Below are 20,633 nucleotides of genomic sequence, written 5' to 3'. Positions count from 1 at the left end.
GGACGCCCCGCCCGCGCGCACCGCCGCCGACGCGCCGACCGGGCGTGCGTGCAGCCGGCACCGGCGCAGCGCCGATCGGGCGTTGGCATCCCTGCAGTCGGGGCCGCACGGCCCCGGACACGTGGAGAGGCGGAGACCGCCATGGCAGTCGAGATCCAGGTCGAACCCCTGGGCGACCACGAGCACCTGGTCCGGGTCCGCGAGGGCGCGGCCGAGGCCGAGACCCGGATCCGGGTCACCGACGGCGTCCTCGATCAGCCGCAGATCACCGGCGCCGACGAGACCAGGATCGTCCACGAGACGGTGGCCTTCCTCGTCGAACGCCAGCCCGTGATCGACATCCCCCCGATGATCGACCTCGACGACCTCGCGGACGCCTACGGCACGCCCTACCTGGAGGATCTCGGCCGGCGCCTCACCGCGCGGTAGGCCCCGGGGCGAGCAGCGGGTCGGTGATGCCTCCGGGCGAGGCCTCGCCGCCGATGTTCCAGTCGGCGAGGTGGGCCGCGGACTGGTACACGGACTCGTAGAAGTCGAGGACCGCGGCCCGCGGGTCACCGCCGCCGCGGACGTCGTCGTACTCCAGGACGGCCAGGTGGCTGCCGCCGCGCTCGACCCAGCGGGCGGTGTCGGGACGCAGCGGGCGGTCGGCCAGAGCGGCGGGTTCGGGCGCCGCGTAGGAGTAGAAGGCCGGCCGGGGGAAGGCGTCGTCGCCGAACCAGAACCCGGAGCTGATGACCTCGCGGGAGTAGGCCTCGCGGGTCACCGGGTCGACGCTCTCGGGCTGGTCGGTCTGGCGGCCGGAGAAGCGGGTGACGGCGATGTCGAAGGTGTGCCAGAAGTGGTGCACCGGGCTGGTCTTCCCGCAGAAGCGGGCGGCGAACTCCTCCAGGACCAGGTTGACCTGGCCGAGCACCTGCCAGTACCGGTTGACCCAGAACGGGTCGTAGGCGGCGTGCTCGGTGTCCTCGGTGAAGGGCCGGCCGGCGTCGGGCAGGTCGAACGGGTGCGGGTTCGGGAGGGACGCCGGCACACCGACCGTGGCGAGGGCGTCGAGCGTCTGGCGGTAGAACGACGCCACGGACTGCCCGGCGAGCGGGAACGAGACCCGGCGGCCGTCCGACGAGCAGACCAGCAGCCGGTGGTCGACGAAGTCGAAGTCGACGCAGAAGGTCCCGCTCCCGTCGGCCGTGGCCATCGGGCGCGTGGTGATGCCGCGCCCGGTGAGGTAGTAGGGGACGTTCCACCAGTGGTTGCGCCGAACGCTGTACGCCAGGCGGACCTTGCCGACGACCTGGGCGAACCGGTGCACCGTCGCCTTGGAGTCCTGCCAGGACGACAGCGGGATCGGGGGGAACAGCTCCATGGGGCCACGCTAGGCCCGCGGGCGCGCTCCCGCATCCGCGCCCGGACCGGACGGGGCGCAATCCGCGGAAACCGACCACCTGATAATTCATTCGATTATTCGAATCGACGATCATTCCATTGACTCGAACGAGTGAACTCAATAGCGGAATCTTCGCCATCGATTCGCATACGGAGCCGATTGCCGCAGGTGAAACGCGCCTTCGAGCAAGATGAACAGGGCAGAATACTGATTGACAGTGGATTTTCCCGGGCTCATGATAAACGCCGTCCGACGATCGGCTGCGAGGTGGCGGATGACGTACACGAAGCTCGACGAATCGCTGATCTCGCGCGTGCACGCACTGAAGCAGGCCGCCCTCCGCGAGGACGAGGACGACGGTGCGAGGATGGACCGGACCGAACGGATCAAGGTCCTGCTCCAGTTCACCGGCGACCTCGCGGTGGTGGAGGAGGCCGGTTTCTGGACCGAGTTCCGCACCGCCCGGGTCGCGGCCGGCACCGTCGCCGCCGAGGACCTCGAACGGGTCTGCGCGCTCGACAACGTGATCACCGTCCACGGCAGCCGACCGACCCGGCCCGGAGGACCGGCGGCACCGCCTCCCGAAACCACGGGCGCCGAGGCCACGGGCGCCGAGGCAACCGGCGCCGGGGGCGGTGCGCCCGGTGCGCCGTTCGCCTCGGACGACCCCACCGTTCCCCCCGGATTCACGGGGCGCGGCGTGGTGGTCGGCGTGATCGACACCGGAATCGACATCTTCCACCCGGCGTTCCGCAAGCTCGACGGGACCACCCGGATCGTGTCGCTCCTCGACATGACGCTGCGCCAGACGATCACGCCCACCGGCAATCCGACCGGGGGCTCGATCACCCTGCGCTGGAAGCCCCCGGGCCAGGTGCCCGACCAGGCGACCGGCCCCCTGGCGCTCCCGCTGACCGCCGCCACCGCGCAGTCGGTGCTGAGCGCGCTCGGCGGAATGAGACCGGGCGACGTGGTCGTCACCGGCGGCCCGCTGCCGGCGCAGCCGCTGGTGATCGACTTCGAGGGGCAGTTCATCAAGGCGCCGTTCGACACCGCGCAGATCAACCCGATCCGGCTGACCGACGTCACCCTCACCGGGGGCACCGGAGCCACCGTCAGCGTCATCCGCGGGCGGGTCATCACCCCGAACGAGATCAACGCCGCCCTGGCCGCGGCACCGCCGCCGCCCACGCCGCCCCAGGCCTTCATCTCGCGCGACCCGGACGGCCACGGCAGCCACGTCGCGGGGGTCGCCGCGGGAATCGGCCTGCCGGGCTGCTGCTCCCCCGACCGGATCACCGGCATCGCCCACGAGGCGGATCTCGCCATCGTCCGCTCGCTGTTCGACACCGTCGAGGATCTCCGGGCGGCCAAGTACGTCCTCGAACAGCCCTGGGTTCCGGCCGGTACTCCGAAGCCCCCCGTCGTGCTGAACATGAGCCTCTTCGGGACCGGAACGGCGCACGACGGCACGGCCCCCGAGGAGCAGGGGCTGGACGACCTGCTGATCGGGGCGACCCGCCGGTCGATCGTGCTCATCGCGGGAAACACCGGCGGGCTGGCCCCGCCCAACCAGCTCGCGCAGTTCTCCGAGGGCCAGCACACGTCCGGCACCGTTCCCGCGCGCGGCAGCGTCACTCGGGGGGTGGACATCCTGTCCGGCGACACCGCGGCCGACTTCCTGGTCCTCTGGTACCCGGGGCCCGGGCGGCTGAACTTCACCCTCACCCCACCGCAACCGGTCGGCGGGCCGGCCATGGCCCCGGTCACCCCCAGCACGAACCCGAACGCGCCGTCCGTGCGACGGACCGTCGGTCAGGGACCGACCGAGCACGTCCTGTTCGTCACCTCGCACGTCGGGGTCGAGCCGAACCGCAAGAACCGGATCGTCGCCCAGCTCAACCCGGCCAGGGCCGTCGCCCCCCTCACGCCCCAGATCGCCCCCGGGGTGTGGACCGTCACGCTCACCGAGACCCAGGGCACCGCCACACCGTTCGACTGCTGGACCAACCCCAGCCTGACGGAGCAGCCCGCCCGCTTCGTCCTCGCGGACCAGGAGCCGACCCGGACCGTCGGCTCCCCCGGCACCGCCCGTCTCCCCCTCACGGTGGGTGCCTACGACCCGGCCAGCGGGAAGCTCGCCCCCTTCTCCGGCCGCGGCCCCACCGCGGACTTCCGGCTCAAGCCCGAAGTCTGCGCACCCGGCAGGCGGATCTACTCGGCGAAGTCCGGCGGCCTCCACCCGGACCTGCTGGTCGCGATGAGCGGGACCAGCCAGGCCGCGCCGTACGTCGCCGGGGTCATCGCCCTGATGTTCCAGGCGAACAACGACCTCGACCACACCACGATCGTCGGCCACCTCACCTCCACCTGCCTGCCCCCGGTCCCGCCGGTCCCGCCGACCCAGCTGGACAGCGGCTGGGGCTTCGGCCGGGTGAACCCCGAACCCGCCGTCCTCGCCTCGATGCCGGCCCCGCTCGCGGAGTCCTTCGCCGCCGGCGGGGAGCCGCTGATCCTGCCGACCGCCGCCTACCCCGCCGCGCACGTCCCGCCGACCGTCCGGACCCGCCAGGTCCTCGACCGCCTCGCCGGGAGCACGACCGGACGCCGGGCCGCCGAGCTCTGCACCGCGCACCTCGACGAGGTACGGCGCCTGGTGGACACCGAACGGCGTGTCACCGTCGCCTGGCACCGGATGCACGGCCCGCTGATCGTCCGGCGGCTGCTGCTCAGCGAGCTCGCCCACGACGAACCCGTCCCGCGCACGCTCGGCGGCCGCCCGGTGGCCGACGGGCTGGCCCGTCTGCTCGACGAACTCGCCGCCGCCGGGAGCCCGGCACTGCGCGAGGCCGTCACCACGCACCGCGACTTCCTGCTCCGACTGCCCGGTGCGCGACTGTCCGACCTCGACGACCGAGCGGAGTTGAGCTGAGATGGCCGCCGGAACCCTGGAACTGCTCGCCCGGGAGCTCGCCAACGCCCTGCGGCCGCTGGAGCAGCTGCTGAGCGCCGAGCAGCGGCAGTCGTTCCTCACGGAGCTGGGCCTGTGGCTGCCGGGCGGGCTCGGCGCCGCCGACGGCCCGCTCGGCACGATCGCCACGCAGGCCGGAGGCCTGGGCCCGATCGTGCTGCGGCTGGACGCGGCGATCGGGGACGACGTCGCCGAGCGCATCACCCTGGAGGGGGTGTCCCTGGTGGGCGCCCTGGGGCAGGTGTTCGGCGCACTCGACGCCCTGGGTCCCGCCCTGGACACCGCGGTGAGCGGCGCGCCCGGTCTGACCGACGCCCAGCGGGCCAGGATCCGGGCCGAGGCCAGGGAGCTGCCCCGGCGGATCCTCGACTGGGCGCTGCTCACCCACATCGAGGGCCGGAGCCGCAACGCGCTCGGCGTGCTGTCGCTGCTCGGGATCCTCACCGATGCCGGGCGCGCCTCCGACCCGGCGGACCAGACGGTGGTGCCGGGCCGGCGCCGTACGCTCCACCTCGACCGGCTGCCCACCCTGTTCACCGCACCCGGCGACCTGTTCCGCGACGCCTTCGGCTTCGGCACGCCCGGGTTCGACGGCGCCGAGCTGTTCCGGCGGCTCGCCGAGCACCTCCACGCGCACGGCCGGTACTTCGACCTCGAGGCACCCGCCGGCGGCCCGCGCGTGCTCGACGCCTTCCTCCTGCGGCTGACCGTCGACCCGGCCGGCCCGCTGCCCTCGCTGCTCGCCCGGGCCGACGTGGTGGCCGCCGCGGACCTGGTCCGCGAGTACCGTCCCGGTCCGCTCTGGAAGATCTCCTTCGAGGCGCGGAGCAGGTTCGCCCCGGGGCTGGAGGCCCGGGTCCAGCCGCCGCTGAGCATCGAACTCCACCCCACCACCGGCTCCCTGCAGCTCGGCGCCGCACTCGGGCTGACCGCCGAGAAGGCCGACGGCACACCGATCGTGCTGCTGGGCAAGGCCGGCGGATCCCGGGTGGAGATCCACCGCTTCACCGCGGCCCTCGGGCTGACGGCGCAGGCCGGGCCGGGCGGCAGCGCCACGGCCGAGCCCACCGCCCGCCTCGACCTCGCGGGCGGCCACGTCCTGATCGACCTCTCCCAGGGCGACGGCTTCATCAGCAGGATCACCGGCGGCGGGCGGATCGAGTCCGACTTCGAGCTGCGGGCCCTCTGGTCGCCGTCGGGCGGGCTGCGCCTGGAGGGCAGCGGCTCGCTCGACCTGGCGATCCCGACCCACCTGGAGCTGGGCCCGGTCGAGGTCACCACGCTCTACCTGAGCGTGGGGGTCGGCGCGGACGGCTCCGTGCCGCTGGAGCTCTCCGCCGCCTTCGACGCCGAGCTGGGTCCGGTCAAGGCGGCGGTCGACCGGGTCGGAGTGATCGTCAGGTCACGGTTCCGCGAGGGCGGCAACCTCGGCCCGCTGGACATCGGCTTCGAGTTCAAGCCGCCCACCGGCGTCGGGCTCTCGGTCGACACCGGGGTGATCTCCGGCGGGGGCTTCCTGTCGGCCGACCCGGCGCGCGGCGAGTACTCCGGCGCGCTGGAGCTGAAGTTCGCCGGTTTCGTCGATCTCAAGGCGATCGGCCTGATCAGCACCCGGATGCCGGACGGCACCGACGGCTTCTCGATGCTGATCGTGATCACCACCGAGTTCGGCGGCCTCGGCCTGCAGCTGGGATACGGCTTCACCCTGCTCGCCGTCGGCGGCCTGATCGGCCTCAACCGCGGGATGAACCTGCGGGCGCTCGTCGAGGGGGTGCGCACCGGCCGGATCGAGTCGGTGATGTTCCCGCAGGACGTCGTCGCCAACGCCCCGCGGATCCTCAGCGATCTGCGGGCCTTCTTCCCGCCCGAGCAGGGGAAGTTCCTGATCGGGCCGATGGCCAGGATCGGCTGGGGCACGCCGACGCTGGTGAGCGTCTCGCTGGGCGTCGTGATCGAGATCCCGGGCAACCTGGCGATCCTCGGGGTGCTGACGTGCGCGCTGCCCACCGAGGAGCTCGCGCTGCTGGTCCTGAAGGTCGCCTTCATCGGCGCGGTCGAGTTCGACAAGTCGCGGCTGTGGTTCTTCGCCCAGCTCTTCGAGTCGCGGGTCCTCACCATGACCATCGACGGCGGCATGGGTCTGCTCGTGGACTGGGGTGACAACCCCAACCTGGTGCTCTCGGTCGGCGGGTTCCATCCGTCGTTCCGGCCCCCGCCGCTGCCGTTCCCGGTGCCCGACCGGCTGGCCGTCGACATCCTGAACCGGCCCGGGGCGCTGATCCGGGTGTCCGGGTACTTCGCCCTCACCAGCAACACCGTGCAGTTCGGGGCGGCGGCGGAACTCCGGCTGGGCTTCGAGGACTTCGGGGTCGAGGGCCATCTCTCCTTCGACGCGCTGTTCCGCTTCTCCCCGTTCTCCTTCGTCATCGAGATCGCCGCCGACATCTCGCTCAAGGCGTTCGGGGTGGGGCTGTTCTCCATCGACCTGCGGTTCCGGCTGGAGGGCGTGTCGCCGTGGCGGGCGCGCGGGCGCGGCTCCATCTCGCTGCTCTTCCTGGAGATCTCCGCCGACTTCGACATCAGCTGGGGCGAGGAGCACGACACCACACTGCCGCCGATCGCGGTGCTGCCGCTGCTCGCGGGCGAGATCAGCAAGGTCGAGGGCTGGCGCACCAAGCTGCCCCCCGGCGGCGGCGACCCCCGGGTGACGCTGCGCGCGCTGCCGGAGACCGACAAGCTCGTGCTGCATCCGCTCGGCACCCTGTACGTGCAGCAGCGGGCGATCCCGCTCAACGTCCGGATCGACCGCGTGGGCGCGCAGCGGCCGAGCGACGGCCGGCGCTTCGGCGTGGCTCCGGCCTCGGACAGCGGCCTGGTCCAGCTCTCCACCCCGGACGACAAGTTCGCGATGGCCCAGTTCCAGGACATGGACGACGCGGCCAAGCTGTCCGCCGCGCCCTACCAGGACCAGGACGCCGGGCTGGAGCTGAGCGCGGAACGGGAGGCGCTCGCCTCCGCGCGGGTGGTCCGCCGCAGCACCCGCTACGAGCTGCACATCATCGACTCCCGCCGCAGTGCCGGTACCCCCGCGGGCGCTGCCGTGCGGCCGGCCCGGGCGGCGGGGGTGACGAAGGCGACCCGAGCTGTCACCGCCCCGGCGGGGACCCGCCGCGCCCGGTTCCACGACGTCCCCGCCGCCGTCTACGAGCAGTTGCTGGAGGGCAGCAGTACCAGCCGCTCCACCCTGTCGCGGCGGGACGCCGAGCGCCGCCGGCCGTTCACGGGCGGGGACACCGTGCAGCTCACCGGACAGCGGTTCGCCGTCGCCTACCGGCGCAACAACCTGCAGGCTTTCCCGCCGACCTCGGACGTCGACCGGGGCGCGACCACCTTCCGCAGCTACGCCACGGCGGCCGACGCGCTGGCCGACTGGGTCGCCGCGGACCCGGGCCTGGCCGACGCGCTGCACGTCATCCCGGTCTCGGAGGTCGCCGCCCCGCTCTCCGTGCCCGGGGCGTGGTCCGCCGCCGCTCCGCTGCCGGTGGCGGCCGCCGGGCTGGAGGCGGTCCGGCTGGTCGGCGGCACCGTGCTCGTCGCCGGCGGCGCCGACGGCACCGGCCGGGCGATCGGCTCCGCGGCCCGGTTCGATCCGGCGGCCAACACCTGGTCGGCCGTCCCGGGCCTCGCCACCGCGCGCCGCGGGCACTCCACCACGGTGCTCGACGACGGGCGGGTCCTGGTGACCGGGGGCTACGGCGCGGACGGGAAGCCGCTCGGCTCCAGCGAGGTCTTCGACCCGGTCGCCGCCACCTGGAGCCGGGCGGCCGCGCTGAGGACGCCCCGGGCCGGGCACTCGGCGACGCTGCTGAGCACCGGCGCGGTCCTGGTGGCCGGCGGCACCGGGGCACGGGGCGGCGGCGAGGGCACGCTGGACTCGGCCGAGCTGTTCGACCCGCGCACCGGAGGCTGGTCCCCCGCGAAGCCGATGACCGACGCCCGGTCCGGGCACCGCGCGGCCGTGCTGCCCGGCGGCCGGGTCCTGGTCGTCGGCGGGGCACTGGCCACCGGTGGCCGCCCGGCCCCGCTCGCCTTCTGCGAGCTGTACGACCCGGCCGCGGGCACCTGGTCCGCCGCCGGGAGCCTCACCACCCCGCGCCGGGGCCACCAGGCGACCGTGCTGGCCGACGGCTCGGTCCTGGTCACCGGCGGCGAGGCGACCGGAATCCCGGCCGGCGGGCGGTTCACCCTCGCGCCCCTGGCGTCGGCGGAACGCTACGACCCGGGCACCAACACCTGGAGCCGGCTGCCGGACATGCCCGGTGGCCGCAGCGGGCACCGGGCGCTGCCGCTGCGCTCGGGCCGGGTCCTGGTGATCGGGGGCACCGCCGGACCCGCCTTCGCCGGGGGCTTTCGCAACGCGACGCGCTACGACCCGGCCGACCACGGCTGGACCACCACCGGCGGTCTGGCCGACGGCCGTACCGACTTCGCCGCCACCGAGCTGGCCGACGGCCGGGTGCTGGTCGCGGGGGGCGTCACGCTCTCCGGCCCGGCGGCACCCGGGGAGGCCGCCGTCATCACCGCCGGCACCGAGATCCTCACGCCGTGACCACGGCCAGCCCGAAGGGTTCGACGAGCCATGACCGACGCCATGACCGACACCGCGACCGGCGCCATGACCGGCGCCATGACCGCTGCCACCACGAGTACGGCGGTCGCGGCCGGCGGCGCCTGGACGAAGTCCGGTGACCTGCCGTCACCGGCCTCCTGGTACGGGCAGTACGACGGCGCCGTCCTGCTGAAGAGCGGCAAGGTGCTGCTGGTCGGCGGCTCCGACGCCGCCTCGGCGGTCCTGACCCGCACCGCCGTCTACGACCCGGCCGCCGCGACCTGGACGGCGGGCGTCCCGCTGCGCTTCCCGCGCCGGCTGCACACCGTGACCCGGCTCGACGACGGCCGGGTGCTGATCGCCGGGGGGACGAGCGGCGCGTCGCCGTTGTCGCCCGGCCTCGCCGGCGCCGAGCTCTACGACCCGGCCGACGGCAGCTGGAAGACCGCCGCCGACATGCGCGAGGCGCGCTGGGGGCACAGTGCGGTGCTCCTGGCGGACAAGCGGGTGCTGGTGGCGGGCGGCGTCGCGGTGCGCTCCGGCGACTCCGTCAGGGCCCTGCGGTCGGCGGAGATCTACGATCCGGCCACCGACACCTGGAGCGACGCCGGGACGATGACCGACGCCCGGACCGGGCACTGTGCCGTCCTGTTCAAGGGCGGTCAGGTGCTGGTGTGCGGCGGTACCGCGCCGATCTCCGGGCACGACGACGCCTCGCTCGCGTTCTGCGAGCTGTACAACCCCGCCACCAAGGCCTGGACCCCGACCGGCAGCCTCCTGCGGCCCAGGAGCCGACACCAGGCGGTGGCCGCCTCCGACACCGCCGCGCTGGTGTTCGGCGGTGCCACCCCGGGTGCCCCGGGCGACGGCACGTTCGACCCCTTCGCCGAGCTGACCGCCGAGCGCTACGACCTGGCCACCGGGGCCTGGACGGCGATGCCGGCCTCGCCCGGGGGCCGCGGCCTCCACCGGGTGGTCCCCCTGGGCGGCGGGAGGTTCCTGCTGGCCGGCGGCACGGCCGAGCCGCGCGACGGCGTCGGCTACCGGAGCGCGCTGGTCTTCGACGACACCACGAGGGCGTGGACGGCCGCGCCCGGTACGACCGTCGGCCGCTGGGCGTTCGCCGCCACCGCGCTGGCGGACGGCCGGGTGCTGATCACCGGCGGGACGGTCCGCGCCGGGCTCGCCGCCGCCGATCCGGCGGTTCACGAACTCACCGCCACCACCGAGGTGTTCGGGGCCGCCTCGTGACGTCCAACGCCTACTCCTTCCTGCCGTGGCTGCGCGGCGGCATCGCCACCAAGATCGCCGCCGATCCGGCCGGCCCGGTCACCCGCGCCGAGATCCCGGTCCGCCTGCACCTGACCGGCGAGGCCGTCACCGGCCCGCCGCCGGAGCAGTACGTCGAGCAGAAGGTCCAGCTCTACGGCCCCGGCGACATCGTCGGCATCGATCCGCGGGTGGTCTCGCGGACCGAGCCGCGGGCCTGGGTCACCAACGCCGAGCCCAACTACCTGGCGCACATCGAGTTCTACGACGAGGACCTCCCCTGGCAGTACAGCCCGCTGGCACCCGAGGCGGACACCGGACGGCTGCGGCCGTGGCTGGCCCTGATCGTGCTGGAGGGGCCGAAGCAGACCGGCGAGCCCGGCGAGTTCACCGAGGGCGCGGCGCCCGGGCGGCCGCTGCCGTTCATCACCGTCACCGACCCGGCCGGCACGCTGCCGCCGCCGGAGCAGCTCGGCGCCTGGGCGCACGTGCACGTCGACGGGGAACTCGACGCCCCGATCGTCTCGGAGAACATGCCCGCCGCGCTGGCCGCGCTGCGTCAGGTGCTGCGCGCCAACCCCGACCGGGCCTGCTCCCGGCTGATCTGCCCGCGGCACCTGCGGCCGAACACCGGCTACCACGCCTTCCTGGTGCCCGCCTTCGAGACCGGGCGGCTGGCCGGCCTCGGCTTCGACCCGGGCGCCGCGCCGAGCGCCGCGCACTCCGCCTGGGGGCCGAACTACCCCAACCGGCAGGCCCCCGGTCAGCTCCCCTACTACCACCGCTGGTTCTTCGGCACCGGCACCGCGGGCGACTTCGAGTACCTGGTCCGGCTGCTGCGGCCCGCTCGGCCCGACTCCCGGGTGGGCCGGCGCGATGTCGACGTCCAGCGCTCGCCCGGACCGGGCCTGCCCGGGATCACCGAGCCCGCCGCGCTCGGCGGGGTGCTCAAGCTCGGCGGGGCGCTGCGGGTGCCCGACCGCGAGCAGGACCTGTGGGACAACTGGGACGGCCGCTTCCCCACGCCTCCGCCACCGCCACCGCCGGCCCCGCCGCCGCCCGTTCCGCTGCCGTACCCGCACCCCTTCCAGGAGGCCCTCGCCGGGCGGATCAACCTGGCCGACGACTACCTCGAACACCCGCCCCCGGTCGCGCACGCCCGGCTGGCCGAGTCGCTCGGTCCGGCGGGCCCGGCCGCGCCGCCGGGGCCCGGTGCGGCCGATCCGGTGATCACCCCGCCGCTGTACGGACGCTGGCACGCCCGCACGTCCCGGCTGCTGTCGCGCCGGGACGGCTCGCCCGTCCCGGCGCCCGAGAACCGCAACTGGGTGCACCGGCTCAACCTCGACCCGCGCTTCCGGATCGCGGCCAACTTCGGTACCCAGGTGATCCGGGCGCGGCAGGAGGAGTTCATGGCCGCCGCCTGGGAGCAGGTCGGCGAGGTGCTCGCGGCCAACGACCGGATCCGCGCCGCGCAGCTCGCCCGCGAGGTCGGGCATGTGCTGCACGGCAAGCACCTGGCGTCGCCGGTCCCGCCGCCGGTGCCGCCGGTGCCCGCGGCGGGAGGCGCGCCGGCCGCCGCCGCTCCCCCGCCGCCGTCCGGCCGGTCCCTGCGGCTGACGGCGCCGGCCGGCTCCCGGGTGACGACCGGATCGTCGCCGGCCGCCCGGGCCGCCGGCCTCGCCGGTACGGAGCCGGCCGAACTGGTGGCCGTCGGCTTCGAGGTGGCCCGCAGCCGGATCGCGGCCGCGCCGGTGTCGCCCCCGATGCGGCGGATCACCCGGCCGCGCTCGCGGCTCATGCGCGGGCTGCCGTTCGCCGCGGCGAACCAGCCGCCGGACGCGCTGCTGCCCCGGATGGACGACCCGGCCACCGGGATCGCCGCCGCTCCGCCCAAGACCGCGCCGGCGGCGATCGTCACCCCGGACCAGCTCGCCGACGTCCTGCACCCGTCCGGGCCGCCGGCGGCCGGAGCGCGGGCGGCCGGGCCGTCCGATCCGGTGGGCGGGCTGCCGAACAGCTCGGACTTCGTGCTCAGCCTGCCCGGGGACGGGGTCGTGCCCCATCCGGGCGGCGAGGACTCCGCCGAGGCGCGGCTGTTCAAGCTGGCGCTGCGCGACCTCCACGACGGCCTGGACACCGCCGTGGTCGGCGGGCGGACGCCGGAACGCCTCCCGCTCGGCATCACGCCGGTCACCGGCACCATGCTCGCCGGGCTGAGCGCCGACGAGACCGTGCCCCGGCAGTTGCTGAGCGGGGTGCGGCTCCCGGAACGGCTCCAGCCCTTCGCCGAGCGGTTCCTGGAGGCGATGGCGTACCCGGTCATCGACCTGCCGATGTACCGGTCGCTGCTGGACATGTCGGTGGACACCTTCGTGCCCAACCTCGGACTGGTTCCGCCGAACACGATCACGCTCCTGGCGACCGACCAGGAGTTCATCGAGGCGTTCATGGCCGGGCTCAACCACGAGCTCGCCCGCGAGCTGCTGTGGCGGGAGTTCCCGACCGATCAGCGCGGCACCTCGTTCCGCCAGTTCTGGGATCCCCGGGTGGAGCCGCCCCAGCCCGGCGAGACGGCCGCGGAGCGCCGGGAGCGGCTGTACGACATCACCCGGATGGACGGCTGGACCACGGACACCGCGCTCGGCGCGCACGACAACCGCGACCTCGTCCAGGAGGAGGAACTCGTCCTGGTGATCCGCGGCGAGCTGCTCAAGAAGTACCCGACGGCCGCCGTCTACGCGCACCGCGCCGCCTGGGCGACGAACGAGGACGGCGTGGTGGACCCGAGCCTGGAGCGGGTCCTCGCCGACGTGCCGGACGGCGAGCACCCGTCCCCGGACCTGGTCAAGCTGCCGGTCTACGAGGCCGGGGTGGAGCCGGACATCACCCTGCTCGGCTTCGACCTGACGGCGGACCAGGCACGGGGGCAGCCGCCGCTGGACCCCGGCTGGTTCTTCGTGATCAAGGAGCGCCCGGGCGACCCCCGGTTCGGGGCCGACGACGGCGCGGGCACCGCCATCGAGGTGTGGAACGACCTGTCCTGGCGGGACATCGACCCGCTCGACCGGCGCTTCATCAGCCTCGACCCGGGGGTGCAGGTCCCGCTCGTCCGGTTCGACGGCTCCGAGGACGACCAGGAGAAGCGCGAGCAGCGCCGCGAGGACGCCGCGCTTCCGCTCTGGCACTCCCGGCTCAGCTCCGCGGACATCGCCTACATGCTCTTCCAGGCACCGGTACTGATCGCCGTCCACGCACAGGAGATGTTGCCCGATGCCCGCCCCGCTCAGTGACGACCTGCCGGTCCTGCTCGGCCCCGTCCGGCTGGAGACCTGCTTCACCGAGACCGAGCTGCTGATCCGGATCTTCCCGGACGAGTGGGCGGTCGACAAGTTCGAGCCCCTGCCCGGCGAGGCCGAGTTCACCGCGCTCGGCGCCTACTGGACGGCGGTGTGGCGGGCGGCCGGTGACGGCGCCGCCGAACAGGTGGCGTGGCACGAGTTCACCGGCCGGGTCCCGGTCGGCCGGGCGGCCTGGCTGCGCGCGGAACATCCGCCCGCCAACCCGTCCGAGCAGCCGGCGAACCTGCCGCGGGACACCGTCGTGCTGGTCCTCACCGGCCCCACCGCGCCCGCCGCCGCCGACCGGCAGCCGATCACCGCCTACTGGACGGCGGTCTGGCGGGCGCACGGCGACCGCGCCCGGCTGCGCGCCGCCGACGCGGCGCTGCTGGCCGCCGTCGGCCCCCAGCGGGCCCGGGTCGTCCGCAGCCGGCGGCCGGCCGGGATCGACGCCGCGCCCACCGACCCGCGCGACGGCGTCCTGGTCGCCTTCCTGGTGCTGCCGCGCCCGGCCCAGGTGGCCCGGGACTCCTGGACCAGGGCCCCCAAGGCCGCGCTTCTGCCCGACAGGTTCACGGCGCTCGGGTACGTCGGCGGCGCCCAGGTCTTCGCCGTCCCCGGCAAGCCGGTGCCCGACGAGCTGGCGGTCGGCCCCGATCCCAGCACCCCGCGCGACGAGCAGCTCAAGGTGGACGAGCGGACCGGCGCCCTCCGGGTGCCCGCGCCGCTGCGCTGGCTGACCGACTTCGAGGAGGCCGTCGAGGTTGGCATGGGCATCCGCGTCCCGCTCGACGCCCTGAACCGCGAGGGCGTGGACCGGCTGGTCGTGCTGGGTCTGCGCGAACGCGCCGACCCGCAGCAGTCCGCCCTCGAACTGGGCCGGCTGGTCACCCGCCAGCTGCGCAGTCCGGCCGGGTACGCGCTGCTGCCGCAGGGCACCCCCACCAACAACTCCGAGCAGGCACCGGCCGGCCAGGACACCCGCGAGGAGGCGGACGCCGGTCTGCGCACGGCGGCCGGGTTCACCGCGGCGGCCGCGCCCGGCGACTGGACCACCAGGACCGACGGCCAGTGCCTCGCCGAACTGCTCGGCATCGACCCCGCCGTCCTGGCCGGGGTGCCGAACGCCGACCGGACCGACCAGCGCGACGCCCGCGCCGCCAACACCGCCCTGTGGCCGGCGACCTGGGGCACCTTCCTGCAGACCACCCTGCACCCGATCGTGCCGCCGCAGGCGGTGGCCGCCACCCGCGACTTCTTCCTCCGCCACGTCAGCGGACGCGGCCCCGTCCCGGCCGTCCGGGTCGGCCGGCAGCCCTACGGCATCCTGCCGACCACCGCCTTCAGCAAGCTGGCCTGGCCGGCGGCGTCGGCCCACCGCACCGCCCTGCACCGGCTGCTGAGCGCGGCACTGGCCGACTGGCGGACCGCGGCCGGGAAGGTCGCGCGCCTCGACGGCGGCGACCCCGACCCGCACCAGCGGCTGCTGGACATCCTGGCGCTGCACCCCACCTCGGCCGAGTACCACCAGCGCTACGCACAGAGCGTCGAGGACGTCTTCAACCGGGAGAACCTCGGCGGCCTCGGGGACACCGTGCTGCCCGCGCTGGCGGACCGGCTGCACATGCCGCAGCCGATCCGCGCGCTCCTCGCCCGGCTCGGCTACCAGGTGAACCCGCCGGAGCGCCCCGACCCGGCGCTGATCCGCCGGCTGTTCGCCGGGACGCAGCACCCGCTGCTCGCCCCGCTGGTGGACGACCTCCCGCTCTCCGAGACCGACCCGGTGCACGCCTCCACGGCCGGTCCCGACCCCGTGAACTACCTGCACTGGCTGGTCCGGTACGGACGCACCGACCTGGACACGGTGCGGCTGGAGAACGGCTTCGCCGGGAACCGCCCACCGGCCGCGCTGCTGTACCTGCTGCTGCGGCACGCCGTCCTGCTCGGCTGGGAGGACGCCGGGCGGCGCCTCGCGGTCGCCGCCGGACGCCCGGCCCCCTCCCTCGCCGACCCGCTCTTCGTGCACGTCCGCACCCAGCGGCCCGGGGAGCCGGCGGCGCCGGCGAGCGAGAGCCGGTACCGGCAGCTGTACGCCCCCGACCCCGCGATCACCCACAGCGAGGACCCGGACCTCCTGGTGCACCGGTTCGTCCCCGGCGTACTCGAATCGAGCCCGGCGACCGCGGCGCTCGCCGGCCAGCTGCGCGCCGTCGAACTGCTCGCCGACCTGCCCACCGCCCGGCTGGAGCGGGTGCTCGCCGAGCACCTCGACTGCGCGACCTACCGGCTCGACGCCTGGCTGCTCGGGCTGGCCAACGAGCGGCTGGCCGAGCTGCGCTTCGGGCCCGACGGCACCGCCGCGCCGCGCCCGGGCGTGCACCTCGGCTGCTACGGGCTGCTGGAGGACGTCCGCCCGCGCGAGTACCCGCTCGGGTCGGTCACGCTGGACCCGCAGCTCGCGACGGTGTTCGGGGCGGCCGAGATCCCGTACGACCCGGCCAACGGCGGCTACGTCCACGCCCCGTCGCCGAGCCACGCCACCACGGCCGCCGTCCTGCGCGCCGGCTACCTCGCCAACGGGACGGAGGCCGACCCCGGCTCGTTCGCGGTGAACCTGAGCTCCGGGCGGGTCCGGATCGCCCTGGAACTGCTCGACGGGCTGCGCGCGGGCCACTCGCTCGGGGCGCTGCTCGGGCGGCGGTTCGAGCGCGGGCTGCACGACCAGCACCCCGGCGTCGAGCTGGACCGCTTCCTCCCGGCGCTGCGGCGCGCGTTCCCGCTGCGCGCGGGCAAGCTCTCCGAGGTGACGCCGCAGGGCCGGGCGGACATCGACCTGATCGAGGCCCGCAACGTCGTCGACGGGCTCGAACTCGTCCGCCGCGCCACCCGCCCGCCGGCCGCCCCCACCTACCCCTTCGGCGCCCCGGACATGCCGGAGGCCTCCCCCCGCGAGCAGGACGCGATCGACGCCGAGCTGCGGCGGCTGCTCGACATCCACGACGCGCTGGCCGACCTCGCCGTCGCCGAGAGCACCCACCAGGTGCTGCTCGGCAACGCCGAGCGCGCCACCGCGACGCTGGACGCCTACGCCAAGGAGGGCTTCCCGCCGGACCCCGCCGTCGTGCGGACCCCGCGCAGCGGCGTCACCCTGACCCACCGGTTCGCCGTCCAGCTCACCGCGGGGCTCAATCCGAACGCCGGGGCCGCCCGGTTCCGCGGCGACGGCCCGCGGGCCAAGGCCGAACCCGCCGTCAACGACTGGCTGCCCGGCCTGCTGCCGGCGCAGCACGACGTGGCGGTCCGGGTCACCTGGACCGATCCGCTGGACGGGCAGCCGCGCCACAGCGACGTCACCCAGTTCGACCTCGAACTGCAACCCCTCGACCTGCTGTGGACCCTGCGGCCGGCGCGCGAGACGGCGATGACCGATCTGGACGACCGGATCCTCGGCGTCGTCGTCGCGCGCGACAAGCCGCGCCCGGACGTCCCGCTGACCATCGAGTACACCACCCGGGTGGACCGCAAGGTCACCCTGTTCGAGGTGTCGCCGCTGGTCGAGGCGCTGCGTTCGCTGCTGACCACCTCCCGGCCGCTGCGGCCCACGGACCTGGTCCCGGCCTCGGGGCCGGCCGGGGTCGACCGCTCGGCCGACGAGGCGGTCACGGTGCCCCGCGAGCGGCCCGCGGCCGTCCGCGCGGGCCTGGACGCCCTGCGCGCCCGGGTGGCCGACCACCTCACCGTGCTGACGCGGCTCTGTCCGCCCGCACCGGCTCCCGTGCGGCGCGACGAGGTGCTCGAACGGATCGACACGCTGATCGCCACCCACAGCCAGCTCGCCGGCACGGCCGGGCTGTTCGGTCTGCTGCGGAGCGGCTGGGCCGAGCTGGTCGAGTGGCGCCGGGCGGTGTTCGCCGACGTCCTGGCGGCGGTCGCCGTGGCGGCCGCGCGGATGGCGCGCTCGCTCGCCGAGGCGGACGCGCTCATCGCCCGGTACGACGCGCTGCCGGCGTCCACCCCGGCCGAGGAGCGGTACCGGCTGCTGGAGCAGGCCGAACGGCTGCTCACCACCACGCCGACCAGCCCGCGCCCGTCGGCCCCGGCCAAACTGCGCGTCGTCGTCGCCGGCCGGAGGTCCGCGTTCGACTCCCGGTTGCAGGGGCTGCGGAGGCTCGCCCGGACCACCCGCACGACGCTCGCCGCCCTGCTCGCCGACGTGCGGGCGCAGCTGCCGCTGACCGCCTTCGACCCGGTCGGCCTGGATCTGACGCCGTACGAGGACCGGGTCGTCGAGCTGGGCCGCGACCTGCTCGCCCGGGCGCAGGCGCTGCGGGCGGACGTCACCGGTCGGCTCGCCGCCGCCGACACGGCGCTCGCCGAGCACGACGCGGCGGCCACCGACCCCGACCGGGTCCGGGCCGCCACCGCGGCGCTGGTGGCGATGCTCGGCGAGGACGTCCTGGTGGTGCCCGAGTTCGCGCCCTCCGACCAGCTGGCCCAGGAGTGGAAACGGGCCCGCGCCGACAGCCCCGGGCTGGTGAAGCACCTGACGGACGACTTCGGCCGGGACTTCCCGGTGGACGACTGGGTCCACGGCATGGCCCGGATCCGGGAGAAGCCGCGGCTGTGGGAGAAGGCCGTCGCCCTGGGCGACGCGCTGCGCGGGCCCGGCGGGCTGCTGGGCAACATCCCCGGCTGGCAGGAGCCGCAGCTGACCCCGGTCCAGTTCCCCTACCGGGAGGGTGACCACTGGCTGGCGATGGAGTTCCGGGCGGGCACCCGGATCGAGGAGGACCGGCTGCTGTTCACCGCCCACTACGCCTCCGAGCCGCTGCTCGGCCCGGCCCGGCGGTGCGGGGTGCTGTTCGACGAGTGGACCGAGGTGGTGCCGGCCGAACAGGAGACCACCGGGATCGCGGTGCACTACGACGGCCCGGACTCCGAACCCCCGCAGGCCATGCTGCTGGTCGTCCCGCCGGCCCGCACCGGCGCCTGGGTCTGGGACGACCTGGTCGCCGCCGTCCAGGAGACCTTCGACCTGGCCGGGGTCCGGGCCGTGGAACCCGGCCACCTCGACGGCACCGCCTACGCCCAGTTCCTGCCGGCCACCGTCCTGTCGGCCACCCGGCAGCCGATCACCATCAGCACCGATCTCGCGATCGCCAACCTGCGAGGGAAGGCCCGTGGCTGAGCCCCGAATCGAGAACCTCCGCGAGGCGCTGGACAACCGCCGCGCGCCCACCGTCGGCCTGTGGAACCGCGTCGAGGGCAGGCCGCGCACCACCGACTTCGCGCGGGCGCTGCGCGCCGAGGTGCGCGATCCGCTGTGGATGCTCACCCGGCAGTGGCAGATGGGCGAGTTCCGCGGCACGGACGGCGGTTCGCCGGTCACCGCGACCTATTCGGTGGTCGCCACCCCGCCGAGCAGGTTCCGGCCCGCCGACGGCGCGGTGGAGGCGCTGCCCGCCGACCGGCCGCTGGAGGCGGTGGCGGAGCGGCGTCCGCTGCCGTTCGCCTTCGCCGCCGACCGGATCTCCTTCGACCTGCGGCTGGCGATCGGGCGCCGGTGGATGAAGCTGGTCGGCAGCACCCCGATCCTGCTCGGCCTGGGCATCCGCCAGAAGTACGTCGACCGCTATCCCATCGCGCTGCCCGATCCCCGGGCGGACACGGACTCCCCGAGGGTGGCGCACCCCGAGGTCTGGTCCGCCCTGCAGACGGTGGCCGGCCGCCGGATGGACGGCTACGAGTTCTACCTCGCCCTCGCACAGGGACGGCCCGCGCACGACGGGATCACCGGGCTGCTGGGCCTGCAGCGCGAGGAGCTGGCCAAGCTGGCCCGGCGGCTGACCGCCTGGTTCGACGCGCTGATCGACCAGCCGGCCGAGGACCCGGCCACCCACACCGGGAACACCGCCTGGGATCCGGCGCGCCTGGAGCACCGCTTCTCGGTCGCGGCCGGTGCGGGCGGCGGGGCGGAGAAGGTCCTCACCGCGCAGGAGTACCCGGGCGGCACGCTGGAGTGGCACGCGTTCTCCGTCGACCCGGCCGGTCCGCTCGGCGGGGCCGCCCCGCCCCCCGCGCCGCTGAACCGCACCGTGTTCCCGGCGCCGGTCCGGTTCTCCGGCATGCCGCTGCCGCGCTGGTGGGCGGTCGAGGACGGGCGCACCAACTTCGCCGCCGTACGGCCGGACAGCACCGACCTGGCGCGGCTGGTCTTCCTGGAGTTCGCGCTGGTCTACAGCAACGACTGGTTCCAGGTGCCCTGTGACCTGCCCGCCGGGACGGTGGCCTCGATCCGCGGGCTGGCGGTGACCGACGTCTTCGGCCGCAAGCTCTGGATCACGCCCGCCGGCGCGGGTGACGACGCCGCCTGGCAGCGCTGGTCGATGTTCACCCTCGACACCATCGGCGACGCGTCCGTCCCGGCGGACACCGACCTGCTGCTGCCGGCGAGCGTGCCCAAGGTCGCCGAGGGGCCCGTCCTGGAGGAGGTCACGCTGGTGCGCGACGAGAGCGCCAACATGGTGTGGGGCGTCGAGCAGACCGTCCGGCTGGCCACCGGCGAGCCCCGGCGCGGCAGCGAGGTGGCCGCCGAGATCCTCGCCCACCGGCTGGCCCTGCACCCGCCGGCGGTGCCCCCGCCGGCCGCCGCGGCGGTCCGCTACGAGGCGATGAACACCGTCCCGGAGAACTGGATCCCGTTCATCCCGGTGCACGTCCCCGGGCAGAACCGCCAGATCCGCCTGCAGCGTGCGGCCATGCTCGGCGTCGTCGACGGCGAGCCGGTGCCGGCCCGCACGGCCCTGCTGCGCGAAGGCTTCGACCAGGGCCGCGCCTACTTCGTCCACGAGGAGGAGGTGCCGCAGACCGGAACCGGGATCACCTCCTCCTTCAACCGCACCCGCTGGAGCGACGGCCGGGTCTCCCTCTGGCTCGCCACCCACCGCCGCACCGGCCGGGGCGAGGCGTCCAGCGGGCTGGCCTTCGACTTCCTGGAGGACACCGCGCCCCCGCCGGGCACCGCCGGCTGAGACCGCACGGGGGCGGGCCGGTCAG

Annotated in this window: 8 protein-coding genes; 7 read left to right on the top strand and 1 reads right to left on the bottom strand. The window is 74.9% G+C overall.

The window, feature by feature from the left end:
- Positions 1 to 141 precede the first annotated feature (141 nt).
- A complete protein-coding gene (locus tag ABT238_RS07230) occupies positions 142 to 429 on the top strand; it encodes a hypothetical protein (RefSeq protein WP_350755948.1) in 288 nt (95 codons plus the stop codon).
- Here ABT238_RS07230 and ABT238_RS07225 read toward each other — a convergent pair.
- Positions 416 to 1,366 carry a DUF5996 family protein gene (locus tag ABT238_RS07225; protein WP_350559523.1) on the bottom strand — a complete coding sequence of 317 codons (951 nt, stop codon included), beginning with the start codon at positions 1,364 to 1,366 and terminating at the stop codon, positions 416 to 418. The genes ABT238_RS07230 and ABT238_RS07225 overlap by 14 nt on opposite strands.
- A gap of 295 nt (positions 1,367 to 1,661) precedes the next feature.
- Between ABT238_RS07225 and ABT238_RS07220 the strand changes: the two genes are divergently transcribed.
- The 6 genes from ABT238_RS07220 to ABT238_RS07195 are packed head-to-tail and all read left to right on the top strand — an operon-like array spanning position 1,662 to position 20,608.
- Positions 1,662 to 4,319, top strand: coding sequence for a S8 family serine peptidase (locus tag ABT238_RS07220; RefSeq protein WP_350755946.1), 2,658 nt, complete (start codon positions 1,662 to 1,664; stop codon positions 4,317 to 4,319).
- Position 4,320: 1 nt separating this feature from the next.
- The gene (locus tag ABT238_RS07215; protein ID WP_350755944.1) at positions 4,321 to 8,967 is read left to right on the top strand and encodes a DUF6603 domain-containing protein; all 4,647 of its coding nucleotides are present in this window, start codon (positions 4,321 to 4,323) and stop codon (positions 8,965 to 8,967) included.
- A 30-nt stretch (positions 8,968 to 8,997) separates the two neighbouring features.
- The gene (locus ABT238_RS07210) at positions 8,998 to 10,218 is read left to right on the top strand and encodes a Kelch repeat-containing protein (RefSeq protein WP_350559514.1); all 1,221 of its coding nucleotides are present in this window, start codon (positions 8,998 to 9,000) and stop codon (positions 10,216 to 10,218) included.
- Positions 10,215 to 13,529, top strand: coding sequence for a hypothetical protein (locus ABT238_RS07205; protein WP_350559511.1), 3,315 nt, complete (start codon positions 10,215 to 10,217; stop codon positions 13,527 to 13,529). Before ABT238_RS07210 ends, ABT238_RS07205 begins: the two co-directional genes overlap by 4 nt.
- On the top strand, positions 13,510 to 18,765 hold the full coding sequence (locus ABT238_RS07200) for a hypothetical protein (RefSeq protein WP_350755942.1): 5,256 nt from the start codon (positions 13,510 to 13,512) through the stop codon (positions 18,763 to 18,765). The genes ABT238_RS07205 and ABT238_RS07200 overlap by 20 nt, the downstream gene beginning before the upstream one ends.
- Positions 18,758 to 20,608 (top strand): hypothetical protein, encoded by a 1,851-nt coding sequence (locus tag ABT238_RS07195; protein WP_350559505.1) that lies wholly within the window; start codon positions 18,758 to 18,760, stop codon positions 20,606 to 20,608. Before ABT238_RS07200 ends, ABT238_RS07195 begins: the two co-directional genes overlap by 8 nt.
- Positions 20,609 to 20,633 lie beyond the last annotated feature (25 nt).

Origin of the sequence: Kitasatospora sp. NPDC001527, assembly GCF_040298605.1 — a bacterium.
In the GTDB taxonomy this organism is placed as follows: Bacteria; Actinomycetota; Actinomycetes; order Streptomycetales; family Streptomycetaceae; genus Kitasatospora.
Note: the sequence above shows the minus strand (reverse complement) of the source record. Positions and strands in the feature narration are given on the sequence as shown.